This window comes from Mesorhizobium sp. INR15, from assembly GCF_015500075.1.
GTDB lineage: Bacteria > Pseudomonadota > Alphaproteobacteria > Rhizobiales > Rhizobiaceae > Mesorhizobium.
Window position 1 is genome coordinate 6469166 of record NZ_CP045496.1, and the last position, 13396, is coordinate 6482561.

General features: G+C 59.3%; 11 protein-coding genes. 6 read left to right on the top strand and 5 right to left on the bottom strand.

Translation table 11 applies throughout. The features are described 5' to 3' along the window. The first annotated feature begins 39 nt into the window (after nt 1–39). Entirely contained in the window at nt 40–501 is a 462-nt protein-coding gene (locus tag GA829_RS31380; protein ID WP_195176410.1) for a PTS sugar transporter subunit IIA, read from the top strand. A gap of 15 nt (nt 502–516) precedes the next feature. After that, a complete protein-coding gene (locus tag GA829_RS31385; protein ID WP_195176411.1) occupies nt 517–804 on the top strand; it encodes a PTS sugar transporter subunit IIB in 288 nt (95 codons plus the stop codon). A 65-nt stretch (nt 805–869) separates the two neighbouring features. Here GA829_RS31385 and GA829_RS31390 read toward each other — a convergent pair whose 3' ends face one another. The 5 genes from GA829_RS31390 to GA829_RS31410 form a co-directional block, all read right to left on the bottom strand. Further along, nucleotides 870–2522: a peptidoglycan L,D-endopeptidase MepK gene (locus tag GA829_RS31390; protein ID WP_195176412.1), complete on the bottom strand. Its 1653-nt coding sequence runs from the start codon at nt 2520–2522 to the stop codon at nt 870–872. Nucleotides 2523–3130: 608 nt separating this feature from the next. Next, entirely contained in the window at nt 3131–4258 is a 1128-nt protein-coding gene (locus GA829_RS31395; RefSeq protein ID WP_195176413.1) for a hypothetical protein, read from the bottom strand. 14 nt (nt 4259–4272) lie between these two features. Further along, complete coding sequence (locus GA829_RS31400) at nt 4273–4728, bottom strand: hypothetical protein (protein WP_258052027.1); 456 nt, start codon at nt 4726–4728, stop codon at nt 4273–4275. Nucleotides 4729–5098: 370 nt separating this feature from the next. Further along, nucleotides 5099–5947, bottom strand: a complete 849-nt coding sequence (locus tag GA829_RS31405) for a restriction endonuclease (RefSeq protein WP_195176414.1) — start codon at nt 5945–5947, stop codon at nt 5099–5101. Nucleotides 5948–6007: 60 nt separating this feature from the next. Next, entirely contained in the window at nt 6008–6658 is a 651-nt protein-coding gene (locus GA829_RS31410; RefSeq protein WP_195176415.1) for a recombinase family protein, read from the bottom strand. Between the two features lie 265 nt (nt 6659–6923). On the opposite strand from GA829_RS31410, the gene GA829_RS31415 reads away from it, so the two are divergent. From GA829_RS31415 to GA829_RS31430, 4 genes are all read left to right on the top strand, one after another. Further along, a complete protein-coding gene (locus GA829_RS31415) occupies nt 6924–7916 on the top strand; it encodes a restriction endonuclease (RefSeq protein ID WP_210337720.1) in 993 nt (330 codons plus the stop codon). A 61-nt stretch (nt 7917–7977) separates the two neighbouring features. Then, nucleotides 7978–8472 (top strand): hypothetical protein, encoded by a 495-nt coding sequence (locus GA829_RS31420; protein WP_195176417.1) that lies wholly within the window; start codon nt 7978–7980, stop codon nt 8470–8472. A gap of 422 nt (nt 8473–8894) precedes the next feature. After that, nucleotides 8895–9521: a hypothetical protein gene (locus GA829_RS31425; RefSeq protein ID WP_195176418.1), complete on the top strand. Its 627-nt coding sequence runs from the start codon at nt 8895–8897 to the stop codon at nt 9519–9521. 360 nt (nt 9522–9881) lie between these two features. Then, nucleotides 9882–13367, top strand: a complete 3486-nt coding sequence (locus GA829_RS31430; RefSeq protein WP_258052028.1) for a class I SAM-dependent DNA methyltransferase — start codon at nt 9882–9884, stop codon at nt 13365–13367. The last annotated feature ends 29 nt before the right edge of the window (nt 13368–13396 follow it).

The window sequence follows — 13396 nt, forward strand, 5'->3', positions numbered from 1 at the left end:
GCCCTTTCGGGGCGCACGATTTTATGAACGGAGCACGATATGTCTGATGGACTCATGCATCTCCTGGATCCCGAAGCCATCGTGCTCGGATCCGATGCATCGACCAATGAGGAGATCATCCGCATCCTGGCCGGCAAACTGGAGACGCTGGGCTACGTCAAGAGTTCCTACGCCGACGCGGTCGTGCGCCGCGAAATGGCCCTTCCAACCGGCTTGCCGCTGGAGCGTCCCGACAATGTCGCGGTGCCGCACACCGACCCTGAACATGTGCTGAAGCCCGGGATCGCCCTTGGCACTTTGAAGAAACCGGTCATCTTCGCCAATATGGAAGACCCGGACGAAAGCCTGCCGGTCGGCTTCGTGTTCCTGCTTGCGATCAACGACAAGGACAAGCAGATTGACGCGCTGCAGATGGTCATGGCCACCATCCAGAATTCCGAAGCGCTCGATGGCCTGAGGACTGCCAGGACACTCGACGACGTGCGCGCCTTACTCGGCTGAACAAGGAGAACGGATATGTCTCGACAGAAAACAATTCTCTTTGCCTGCGGCACCGGCATCGCCACTTCGACGGCCGTCAATGTCGCCGTCACCGAGGCAATGAAAAAGCGCGGGCTGACCTTCAATGCCCAGCAGTCGAAGGCAACCGAGGTGCCAAGCCTGGCTGACAATGTCGACTTCATCGTCGCCACCACCCCGATCTCCGCCTCGGTGACCAAGCCGGTCATCAAGGGCCTCGCCTTTCTCACCGGCATCGGCAAGGACAAGGTGCTGGACGAGATCGAGGCGCTGTTGCGCAAGTAGCAGGGGCGAGTTGGAGCGGCGACACGATGCCCGCCCAACTCTTGCCGCATCCGGCCTCAACCAGACTATTTGAAGCTGGCCATGGGCAGGAATTTCACTGCCGATCCCGTGAACCGGCGATGGTCGGATGGCTCTCGTTTCGCCCTGAACCCGTCGAGATAGACCTGCTCCGGAGCCGTGCGAATGAAATGAGCGGCAATTACCGGCGCCCTCACCGATCCGTTTGCGCCAGTGGTGCCGCGATCTGCTGCGGCCGGCGCCTTGGCTGAGCGCAATGGTGCGGGCCGCGCCACCGCGGCGGTCACCAGTCCATCGCCGCGTGGCTTGACACGGTCGGCCTTAGGGCTGGCCCCGACGGGACCTTCCGATTTCGGTACAGGGGCCGCGAGCGGCTTGACGGCGAGCCGGCTCTGGTCATCAGGGCGGTTCATGGCCAGCAACGCGCCGATCGCGTCTTCGGATTTGGCCGTCTCCGGCTGAGTCGCCTGATTTGCCGGCCGCCAAGTGGGCAATGGGATGTTGAGCGCCACGATGTCTTGAGTGACGGTTGCGGGAGCGGCGTCAGCCTTGCCGGGAGGAGCTTCTGTGGCCGCCAGTTCGGCCGGCCTTGGAGGCGCGCTGGCGACCGCGAACGGCACGGTTTCGAGAGCAGCGACACTTGCCGCGCGCTCAGGACGCGGGGCGAAGGCCGGCAGCGGCACTGCGCGTGGCGCCAGCGCCGCGACGATCGCGTCGGGTGTCTGCGTCTTCTGTGCGGCTGGTTCTTCGCCCGGGCTACCGGAAACCATCGGGATATCAGCGCGTTGGGCATCCTGCGGCGCTACGACAGTGATGCCTTGGCCAACCGGCTTGGGTTCAACCGACTTGGGTTCAACAGACTTGACCGGCTTGCGGGGCGCCGGCACCGCCGCCGCGACCTTCACCGTATCGTCCGCTTCGTCCTCGTCGCGTCCGCCGAACAGGGTTGCCAGCAGACCGCGCGACTTGCCTTGGCCGGCATCGGTGCCTGCCACCTCGATGTTCGGCGTGCCGGCGGCCTTGCGCGATTTATAGGCGACAAGCGCCTGGTCGTAGCCAGGCAACGGCTTGCCGTCGCTCGGCACGTGCAGCGTCTTGCCGTTCGGGAAGACCCTGGCGAGTTCCTGCCGGCTGATGCCCGGCCAGTGGCGCACATTGCCGACATCCATGTGTATGAAGGGTGAACCGGACGTCGGGTAATAGCCCACGCCGCCGCCCTGCATCCTGAGGCCGATGTCGCGCAGCTTCTTCAGCGGCACGTCGGGCAAGAAGAAGTCCATCGCACGGCCAACCATGTGCTGGCTTTCACGGGCGACGCCCTTCGAGCGGCTGCGCAGCATGGCGTTGGTCGTCGGCGAGCGATAGCCGCTGACCACGTTGATGTAGCCTGTCGAACCGCTGGCTCGATAGGCCTGCCAGACGAGGTCGAGCAGGCGTGGATCCATTTTGGTCGGCTCGTTGCGGCGCCAGTCGCGCAGCATGATGTTGATCTTCTTCAGTCCGGCCTGGTCATAGCGGCCGTTGCGCTTGAAGACGATCTCGGCCTTCTCGCCAGTGTGGAGATGCTGGATCTTCAGCGTGCGAGTCTCGGCGAACGCTGATGTGACGCACATGCAAAGCAGCGCGACCATGGCAGCCGGCAAGCGTGCCCAACGATGGGAGGCGCGGGACGCGTTTTGCTTGCTTTCAATCACGTTCATGCCTTGCACATTGTTTTTGTTTCGGGCGATTTGACGTCGCCGCCAAGAAAAAATGTCTTTTTTGGCGCACCCAAACCCCACAAGGCATCGAACTTGCCATCGGCAGGTGGCACCAGCACAGCCTATCGATGAACAGCATCTTGGTTAATGAATCGTGCCCATGTCGGAAATGGCCTCCACCGGAGGTTTGTCCCCGGAGGACAAAACCCGCCCTATCTCGAGGTCCCATAGGAATGCACGGGTGAATTTGATGAAACGCTCAGCGGCTTCGCGCCTGAAGGCTACGCACTCGAAGCAAGTGATGTCGGCAATTGCCTGATTGTTGGGAACTGGTGCTGCGAGAGAGGATTGAACTCGCTTGGCAAACCGTCAAGTTACTGAATTAATTGATCATTTCCAGCCGCTTATTTGAGCCTGTGTACCAGCTCGGTGTCTCCTCGTCAACGCTGGCTGGCGCGCCAACGAACTTAGTAGCTCTGCTCCTGCGGTACGCTGGCCCCAAGCCTCATGCGGCGTGATGACTACTTCTGCAAAGTGAGCCAATGTTACGCTAAGATACTGTTTTGATTGATGTGGTTGCCTACGCTAAATCGCATGTCTGCTCTCAATCAGAACTCGTCCTGCGTCTCTCTGGGGCCTTCTTGCGGTTTATCGAACTGGCGCTCAAAAGCCCTCTGCTGGTTGCCATCGATCCGGCCCTTGGTCATCCTACGTGGCAGCGTCTTAACCAACTCGGCGAGCCTCTTGCGTTCAGTCCCCCAACGGGGGGCATCGCGATAGATGGCAACAACCTGCGACAGCACCGCCTTCATTGCGACTTCACGCCTCTCCTCAGCCCACTTCGCTGCCTGCTCCTGCCTCTGAGCATCGGCAACCCGCTGCTGCACTTCCCGTCCCGGCATGGCCTCGTAGACGTCAGGGTAATGCTCCAGTGCCCATTTGGCGACCACTTGCCTGCTGATCCTGAACCCCGCGAGGTCGTCGGAGATGTCGCGGGCCGACTTCACGACCGTGAACCTGCCCTTACGTTCCAGATGCTTCCCGGCGTCGATGTAGGTTCTGAAGACGCCCAAGCGGTCACTTGATACGTACTTCACGCCGTTGATCCGGTTCCTCTCAATGGCCATCCATCGGCAGGCATTAAGGTCCGCCTCTCCGGTCACCTCGCATTCAACTTCGATCCTCCCGAGGTGGTCGGTTAGCGCTTCCAAGCGGTGCCACCCGTCTATCAAGAAGTAGATGGCGTTCGCATCGTCGGGAGCCTCGGGGTCTCTCCGCCCGACCAATACTGCGGGGAAATGCTCGCCCTTCCGCATACCGTCAGCATAGCTTCGCACTGCCTCCGGGTTGGTCCCAGCAGGCTTTCCCTTAGAGACCGCTCTGGCCTGCGTGATGATGTCCTTCACTATCTGGTCGGTCGGGATCGTGAGATAAACCGTGTCACGCTGAGGGGCTGCGGACTTTCCACCCTTGGCCGTAGCATGCGCTGGTGCCCCACCGCCCGCTGCCTTGCCTTCCACGATCCGCTTGATGGCATTCACGATGCCCTGAGCCTCCTTGGGGTCCAAGTCGAGCCGGCTCTCGGCCATCAACTCGGGGTCGACGTCGCCGTTTCCGGCCCGGACATGATCCGCCAGTATCTCCGCAGCAAGACGCCCGATACGTCCGGCCGGGGCGTCTGCGTCTTTGCCCTCCAAGGGGTCTTCACGGGCCGCTGCTGTTGCTCTGTCTTCCATCTGGGTGATCCTATTCATCTCGTTCGGACAACGCTGCGGCCCCTGTGCTGAACCAGAAGCTCGCAGGCGGTCTCCAGCGCTTCGCCCATGTGCCTTAGGACCCGTCCGCGTGACCTCGGGTAGACGTGAAGCTCTGTCGCGCTGGCACCCTCGCCCCACCTCTTGTGCGTCCCTGAGGCCATCCGGTGAACCAGCTTCGCAGCCTGCACGCGCTTGAACTCGGCTTTGAGGTCCGCTTGGGGATCGTCACGGATGATCATTTCGATCGCGAGCCAAGCCGCCACCACCCGACGCGGGTCCACTGCGGCCCTTCGCAGCCTCGCCCAGGCGGCCTTTGCGCGATCCTGAGGAGACAGCCCACGAAGCCTGAATGCCTCCTTGAACTGCCCTGAGGTCCGCAGCAGGGTAGCCACACGGTCGACCGCATTGCGGACGTAGGTATCGTCCTCCTGAGCCTCCAACCACGCCATCGCAGCGTCCCGGTATGGTGCGATCTCTCGCGCCCCGTAGGAGGGTCGGTAAGGGCTCCCATGGCGGGAGTAGTGGTCTGCATGGGGACGACAGAACCGCGTGTCCAGCCCATCCTCCGTGCCCGCTCTGGCATGCTTGCTGCAGCCTACTACGCGACACCGGCTGAACATGCTGCTCGGTTCCTTCGCGCGCACCTTCACTTCTGCCTTGCGCTCGCGCTTGGCGGTCCAATTCGTCAATGCTGGTATTCCTCAAAATGGCCACCCCGCGTTGGCGGGAAGGCGAGCGTCTACAGGAGGACAGGGGCGCGGGGCAAGGGCAAATGCGGGCGCTGGTCGTCTGAGTATGGGTGGAAGGCGCGGCCCCAGCTCAGACCTTGCTGAACCAGCTGGGGTCCACCACCACCCTCTCGACCATTTCCGTCGCAACGCCGAGCTTCAGCTGTTTGAGCAGGTCGCAGAACTGCTCCCCATCTATCAGTTCGATCGCCGGCGCCCCATCTCGGGTGGCCTCCTTCTTTGCTTCCGCCGTGAAAGTCCCGGTGGTGATCAACAAGCCCTTGTCACTGCGGCCGACCATTGCACCGCGAAAGTCGCGGATGGTGCTGGGTCCAACCGAACCGCTGTACCGCTTGCATTGAAACAAGACTTGAAAAGAAAGGAGGTTCAACCGAAGAACCCCAATACCGTCAATCCCGCCGTCACCCGAACGGCCCGTCACTTCGACCTTGATGAACCCAGCTTCCCGCAGCAGGCGCTGAGACAGTCGCTCAAAGGCGTCTGGCTTGATCGACTTGAGGCAGTCGAGCAGTTGATCTTTCCAGTTGACTTCCAGTGCGTCAACAGCGTCAACGACGGGTTCCTCACCGTCCCCCAGGCCATTCTTCTTGGCGTCTGCGGCCATCTTCCTAACGAGCGCCGGAACAAGTGCGACGCTCTGCTGCGTACACGTTTCACCGGCGTCAGTCAGCGCCCAGACGCCCCTCACGCTGTTGTCAACGTACCCAGCCTTCTTCAAGTAGGTCTTGGCCCAATGCAGGTTATAGCTCACCTTGGATTGGCGGCCGCCCGTATGAGGAATGTTCTGCACCTCTGGCGGCAGCCGCATCACCTCAATTACCTTCGTCAGCAATTCGTCGTTAGCGGCCGAGCCGCCAAGCTCTTTGAGCGCGTCGATCGCAGGCCACATCATCTGGGAATACGCGGGCACCTGCAGCATTTCTCACCCCCCTGAACCATCCTCGTCTGCCGCCAGTCGACAGGCTTCTGCAACCCGTGTCTACAAGTGATCCACGAAGTTACCTGCACCGTGTCGGCTGCCCTCAATGCGCTTCGCCAGCTTCGCGAGCGTTGAGCGGGAGCAGTTGGTAGCGCTCACGATCGTGCTCCAGCTCTGCCCCTTGCGAAGCATGTCTACAATCGCCTCATTGCGCTTGGCGTCCTCAGGACGGCCCTTCATGCGTCCCTCGGACTGTGCCTTGGCAATGCCCTGAGCCTGACGCCGCCTGCGGTCCTCGTAGTCCTTGCGGGCGATGGCAGCGAGCATGTCGAGCAGCATCGCGTTGATCGCCGCGAACATGCGCGACGTGAAGTCGTCGGCCTCCTTGATCATCATCATGTGTGAGGTCGGCAAGTCGAGCGCGACGACCCGGACCTTGCGGTCGGCGATCTCACGCTTCAGCCGTTCCCAGTCTTCCGCGTTCAGGCGGCTCAGGCGGTCCACCTGTTCGGTTAGGAGAATGTCGCCTGGCTGACAGTCAGAGAGAAGCCTGAATAGCTCAGGGCGGGCCAGCGAGGCCCCACTCTCGTTCTCTGTGTAGGTCGCTGCGATCGGGAGCCCGCGCTCCTTTGCGAAGGCTTCAAGGTCGCCTTTGGCGCGGCTTGCATCCTGTTCCTTGGTGGAGGCGCGGAGATAGGCACGGACGAACATGTGAAGCCCTTCGGTTCGGTTTGACTGGTTCGATTAATACCAGTTCGATTTGAGCCGTCAAGGGGTATTATCGAACCAGTCCCGGACCGGTTCGCCAAGGGCATACCATAATGAACCTACTGCTTTGCCCGTGTTTCCGAAGCCCCGGGTTGGCCCGACCTGTTGTTGCGTGGGACGAATTGTGCTGCATACCATTCGTCGATGGGCCAAAGGCGGCCAATTTTCGTGGGGGACGACTATGGCCGGACATTTATGGGGCGTTCACATGGATCGTACGATGGGCTCACAACCTATCGATGGCGGCTTCATTGCGATTGGCTGGGCTCAACTTGGAGACTTGTCGGCCATCAAATCGGACCGCGACACATTCAAGAACGTGGTGCGCCGCACGTTCCCGGAGGCGAAGCAAGGGAGCATACCTGTTCAGGCTGGTGTCCTCTTCAGGTTCCTCTATGAAATGAAGGAAGGAGATACTGTCGTCTATCCCTCAAAGGCAGACCGCATGGTGAACATTGGCGTCGTTTCTGGTCCCTACAGCTACGATCCGAACAAGAATGCGGAATACCCAAACCAGCGTCCGGTGACATGGCTCAAGCATTTGCCTCGTGAAGACTTCAGCCAAGCTGCGCTATATGAGATTGGATCTTTCATAACGCTCTTCAGCGTCAGGAAACACGCCGACGAGTTCGTGGCGGCGCTCGAAGGCCGTCCGATTTCTAAGCAGGCTTTACAGGCTGACGACGAAGGCGACGATGATAGCGTGACGCAAGCCGTCTCATTCCAGGCGGAAGAGACCACGCAAGATTTTGTAATTCGACAGCTGAAGACGAGCATCGATGCATACCAGTTCGAGAGGTTTGTAGCGCACTTGCTTGAGTGCATGGGCTATCACGCACGGGTGACTGCGAAGTCCGGAGATGGGGGTGTGGACGTTATCGCCCACAAAGACGAGCTTGGATTTGAACCGCCGATCATCAAAGTTCAGTGCAAGCAAGTGACCAATGCGATTGGGCGCCCAGAGGTTGCACAATTGATCGGCCATGTGGAGCATGGGGAACATGCGCTGTTCGTTACCCTCGGTCCTTATACCCGAGATGCAAAGGAGTACGAACGGTCAAAAGCGAACCTCCGTCTAATCGACGGGCCGCAACTCGTTGAATTGATCTACGATCATTATAGTGAATTTGAACCGCGCTACCAATCACTGCTACCGCTTAAGCGGATTTACGTGCCATCACTACATGATGCCGGTCTGTGAGAGGATGCCCTATACCATTGGGAGGGGCCGTGGCGCATCGACAGACTGGAGCGGAGAACGCATGAACGAGAAACCAGACCGGGAGCGACAGCTTGTCGTCCAAATCGTGAAGGCGGCAACTCCCGAGCAAACCGACGCGCTCCGTACGTGGGCGTTAAAGCTCCTTGAAATCCGCCAGTCTGACCTGCCGGCACGAACGAAGGCCAAACAGGCCGTCGGCGCAACCATGCATGGCAAAGTCGTTGGACCGATACTCAAGACTGCGCTCGGGCGAGCGAAGAGTTTTGGGTGGGATAACAGAACTATAGCCCAGCGCCTCGGGATCGGTGGGGCGGCTGTCGGGTTAGCAGTGTTCGGCGGTCAGAGTGCGGGGATTGCTGCACTCGGGATGGGCGTCGGGGTGCCACTCTGGGCGGTTCTGGGAGCCGGCTCGATGTTCGCGACGTATCTGTATGAAGAGCTTACCGAGGTGCCGCCGACCGCCAAGAGCGGGGCGACCTATAGGGTCATAGACGCCGAGAAAGAGGACGGGTCTCCGCCCTCCGCCAGGAAGTAGGCAAGCTGTGGCCACGGGGTCACCTAACCTACGTGGAGAACACCAGCATCCCCAAATTCCATGGACATCCTTGGGTCTACTCGCCGAAAGATGGGCATTTTTTCCGAAACCTCAGCGTGGTCAATTGGCAGCTCCGCCCCCTTTTAAACCCCATGAGCACGGTGAGCACATGGGAGTACCGGAGCACAAGAGCAGCGGGAGCACGTAGGGCAAATTGTAACTCATTGATTTGCAATCATAATTCAAGACGGCTTGCGCCAGATCGCTCAATTCGTTGGCTTGATAGTACATTATCCTCTGCACATTGGCTGCGGTGTAATCCACTCTGGGCAGGCTGAAAGCCGCTGTATCGCGCAGCCCATTCAATCGTCGCGCACTGCGGCCACCTATCATACACTGGTGGTCATGAAGGAGTTGGACCCATGGCAAACGGACGACAATCGACAGTCAAGAAAATGAAAATGGCGGAACGCGCGCAACATCAAATGGATGTGCACTTTCCAAACTATTTGGAAGCGTGGGTTTGGCGCCGAAAGACAAATGATGGCTACACTACCCTGCCACGTACGCTTCCGATCGCAATGCAGGCGATCGATCAACAGTCTAAAGGTATCCCTGCCGGCCACACACTGTTCTGCTTGTGGGCACGCGCACCCGACCACCCAGTCATCACAATCGAGAACACCGGCACTTTCGCAGCAGAGGCGGGCTTCATGGGACCGCGCGCGGTTGATACTTGGCGCAAGCGAATGAAACGTTTGCGTGAGCTTTGTTTCATCGACACTAAGCCAGGCCCCTCCGGTGACTTCCATTACGTTTTGCTTCTGAACCCTAACGTCGCCGTGGAGCAAATGCGCGCCGCAAAACAGGTGCAGGACATTGTCTATTCGAGGTTCATTGACCGCCTGACTGAAATAGGTGGGTACGGAGAAATCGAGGTAATCCGAGCGTTTTGGCAACAGCAACAGTTGGTGGCAGCCGCAGCTGCGCAGGCAAAAGAAAGGAAAGGCAATGAAACCGCAGCAAACACCCATCAAGCCCCTGCCTGATAGAATGAGACGCTTTAATACTATGCGAGCGAATTTCTCATTCAACCCATCCGTAGTGACACCCATCGCCGTCGTCATGATGCTAATCATTGCTGCTGCATCAGGCTACCGACTGGAGATCGACGCGATCGGCCTTAGGTTCGAGCCGCAAGCTGTGCCCGGATCGCACGACACCCTGAGAGTACCTTGAAGTTCTCAAAGGGTGCCCGGTCGGGTACGCCTGCAATTTGGTACCCCAGGGGGGGTGTTTGGGGTCCAACCTTGATCAGATGGGGGTCAAACTAATTTGGGTCAAAATATTTCCGTGTCGCCATTCAAGCGGGGGTTTGTATTTGCGACCCGATTGAATAGGTTCCCGCCATGGGGGAAACAACCGTTAACGACGAATTGCTGAACAGACTGATTGCGACTGGGGCGGCGTCCGGCGGGTCGGAGCTTGCAAACTATCAGCTCTTTGTCATTGGGCTGTGTGAGGCGCTGGGTCTTGATCGTCCGAACATGGCGTCCGAGCAGAACCATTTGAACGACTACGTGTTCGAGCGTCGCGTTGACTTCAAGCACGCGGACGGCACGCGGACAGCCGGCCGGATCGACTGTTACCGGCGCGGCTCCTTCATCCTTGAAGCCAAGCAATCAGGCAAACGCGTGGCCGCGAAGTACGATGAAAGCCAGGTCTCGCTGCTCCCGGAAGACGCTTTCCAACGGAAACCTGGGCAGGCCAAACGAGGCACACGAGGCTGGGATCAAGTGCTGCTTGCAGCCCGCAGGCAGGCGGAAGACTACGCCCGTGCGCTCCCAGTCGAACATGGCTATCCGCCCTTCCTTCTGGTGGTCGATGTGGGGAATGTAATCGAGGTCTACGCGGACTTCTCTGGGCAGGGGAAGAACTACGCTCACTTCCCCGACCGGCAGACCTACCGGATTGGTATGGAAGACCTCAGAGACGCCAAGGTTCAGACGCGGCTACGCACTATTTGGACCGATCCACAGTCTCTCGACCCGACGAAGATCTCGGCCGAGGTCACCCGCGACATCGCCGAACGGTTGGCGAAGATCGCCAAGCGGCTCGAAGGCAAGCACGACGCGAAGGACGTTGCCGAGTTCCTCATGCGCTGCCTGTTCACGATGTTTGCGGAAGACGTGAAGCTGCTCCCTGAGAAGGGGTTTCATACGTTGCTTGGCCAGATGAGAGACACTCCTCAACACTTCGTAGCGGCGCTTGAAGGTCTCTGGAGCGTAATGGATAGCGGAGGCTATGCGCCCCACCTGAACGCCACGCTTAAGAAGTTCAATGGTTCCCTCTTCAAGAAGCGGATAGCGCTCCCGCTCGACAAGGACGACATCACCGAACTATGGATCGCGGCGGGCAAAGACTGGTCCGACGTCGAGCCAGCGATCTTCGGGACCTTGCTCGAACGGGCCTTGAACCCACGCGAGAGGTCGAAGCTGGGGGCGCACTACACGCCCCGCGCCTACGTCGAGCGGCTGGTCATTCCAACCATCATCGAGCCGTTGCGAGCCGATTGGGAGGCTGTGCAAGGACAGGTGAAGGAACTGCGGGACGCTGGAAACCATCCTGCAGCGCTGGCTGCGGTGAAGACATATCATCATATGCTCTGTACGACGCGCGTCCTCGACCCAGCCTGCGGAACTGGCAACTTCCTTTATGTCAGTCTGGAGCTAATGAAACGCCTTGAAGGCGAGGTTCTGGAGGCGTTGGACGACCTTGGCCAAGATCAGGCCCGCTTTACTATGGAAGGAGAAACCGTCAATCCTCGGCAGTTCTACGGGCTTGAGCTGAACCCCCGAGCCGTGCCCATCGCCGACCTTGTACTGTGGATCGGCTATCTGAAATGGCAGCTTAAGACTGCCGGTGTCGCGTGGATCACGGAGCCGATCTTACACGCCTACGGCACCATCAAGCAGCAGGATGCCATCATTACCTACGACCGGCAGGAACTATTGCGCGACGCCAGGGGGCTCCCACTGTCGCGTTGGGATGGCGTCACGAAGAAGCTCCATCCGATCACGGGCGAGGAAATCCCCGATCCAGACGCGCAAGTGCCGCTGTACACCTATGTGAACCCGAAGCGCTCGGCTTGGCCAGAGGTCGACTTCATCGTCGGGAACCCACCCTTTATCGGCGGAAAGGACATGCGCGCCGAGCTTGGCGACGGGTATGCGGAAGCCTGTTGGGCGGCACGCCCATACATGCCCGGCGGGGCCGATTTCGTTATGCACTTCTGGGATGAGGCGGCCACCCGGCTCTTACGCAGGCCGACGAAGGGCCAAGCAAACCCGCTGAGGCGCTTCGGTTTCATCACCACCAATTCTATCACGCAGACCTTCTCCCGGCGTGTCATAGAACGATATACCGCCGCGAAGGCCCCCCTGTCGCTCGTCTACGCGATCCCCAACCATCCTTGGATGAAGGCGTCCGACAAGGCGGCTGTGCGTATCGCAATGACCGTTGCAGAGACAGGCGAGAAAGAGGGCCTCTTGGGAACGGTAGTCTCTGAGGCCGGCCTCAACACCGATACGCCTCAAGTCGTCATCGAAGGCAGAGCCGGCAAGATACTTCCAAGCCTGACAGTGGGTGCAAATCTCGACGCTACGACACCGCTGTTGGCCAATGACGGGGTTGCTATCAAGGGATTTGAACTCGGAACTCAGGCACTCCTCCTTGAGAACAACGTCGCCGCACAGCTGGTTCGTGCGGAGCCGGCAGCTGATCGATTTCTCTTCAGCTACATGAACGGAAACGACTTTAAAAACGGCCGCGCTTGGCGGCGAGTGATCGATACATATCCCGCGAGCTGGGGAGACTTGCAGGACCTCCCAATGCTTCAAAACTACCTTCTCGAGAATGTGAAGTCCTCGCGGAGCCCTGCCTCTGATACCTACGTTTTGGACAAGTGGTGGCAATTCCGAAGGACTGGAGAAGCGATAAGGGTCGCGACCTCTAACCTTTCCCGCTTCATCGCGACCACAAGAACCTCCAAGCACCGCTTCTTCGGCTTCCTACCGGCCGATTGCAGAGCTGAAAGCAAGACGGTCATCGTCGCAATGGAACACGGCGAAGCATTGGCCATCCTCTCGTCCCGGGTGCATGTTGAGTTCTCAATTCGCCGAGGCGGCCGGCAAGGGGTCGGAGATGATCCGGTGTATCAGCACACCGATACATTCAATCCTTTCCCATTTCCATTCGGCTTCGACACAAACGTGACCACCAATGACCGCCCATTCGCTCGGAGAGAGCGACTTCGAGGTCTCGGCGAACGACTTGATGGGTTCCGCAAAGAGAGGCTTGCCAAGCATTCTCTCCTGACAATGACAAGCCTCTACAATGCCCTGGAGCGGCTTAGAGAATTGGAGAATGGTTGTCCTGTGGCACCTCTCACGGAGGCCGAACGCGATGTACATGATGCGGGCTTGATATCTGGACTGAAGGATATCCATGACGAAATCGACCGCACAGTTCTCGCAGCCTACGGTTGGGAAGACTTGACCCCATCCCTGCTGGGTAGACCGGGTGCTACCGTCCCTTCTGTCCACAAATCTGAAGAAACAGCAACGGACGGAAGAGGAAATGTTGTCTCGCCTCGTCGACCTGAATTTAAAGCGGGCAGAGGAAGAGAAGCGAGGCATCGTCCGGTGGCTGAGGCCCGACTTCCAAACCCCAAAGCTCGGAGGCAAGGCTCCCCGGCCACTGGACGAACATGTTGGGACACTCGACGTGGTTCTTCCGGACACCACCGAGCGGCCACACTGGCCCGCCGATGGGCTGGAACAAATCAGGGTAGTGAGAGACATTCTCGCCAAGGCTCCTACGCCTGCGCCGCCTGAAGCCATAGCAGCAGCATTCGACGGCAGGT

Excerpts from the sequence above, each read along its gene's own strand:
- GA829_RS31425 (WP_195176418.1), top strand. The coding sequence starts at position 8,895 with ATGGCAAACGGACGACAATCGACAGTCAAGAAAATGAAAATGGCGGAA.
- GA829_RS31420 (WP_195176417.1), top strand. The coding sequence starts at position 7,978 with ATGAACGAGAAACCAGACCGGGAGCGACAGCTTGTCGTCCAAATCGTG.
- GA829_RS31415 (WP_210337720.1), top strand. The coding sequence starts at position 6,924 with ATGGATCGTACGATGGGCTCACAACCTATCGATGGCGGCTTCATTGCG.
- GA829_RS31380 (WP_195176410.1), top strand. The coding sequence starts at position 40 with ATGTCTGATGGACTCATGCATCTCCTGGATCCCGAAGCCATCGTGCTC.
- GA829_RS31430 (WP_258052028.1), top strand. The coding sequence starts at position 9,882 with ATGGGGGAAACAACCGTTAACGACGAATTGCTGAACAGACTGATTGCG.
- GA829_RS31395 (WP_195176413.1), bottom strand. The coding sequence starts at position 4,258 with ATGGAAGACAGAGCAACAGCAGCGGCCCGTGAAGACCCCTTGGAGGGC.
- GA829_RS31385 (WP_195176411.1), top strand. The coding sequence starts at position 517 with ATGTCTCGACAGAAAACAATTCTCTTTGCCTGCGGCACCGGCATCGCC.
- GA829_RS31400 (WP_258052027.1), bottom strand. The coding sequence starts at position 4,728 with ATGGCGTGGTTGGAGGCTCAGGAGGACGATACCTACGTCCGCAATGCG.
- GA829_RS31390 (WP_195176412.1), bottom strand. The coding sequence starts at position 2,522 with ATGAACGTGATTGAAAGCAAGCAAAACGCGTCCCGCGCCTCCCATCGT.
- GA829_RS31410 (WP_195176415.1), bottom strand. The coding sequence starts at position 6,658 with ATGTTCGTCCGTGCCTATCTCCGCGCCTCCACCAAGGAACAGGATGCA.
- GA829_RS31405 (WP_195176414.1), bottom strand. The coding sequence starts at position 5,947 with ATGCTGCAGGTGCCCGCGTATTCCCAGATGATGTGGCCTGCGATCGAC.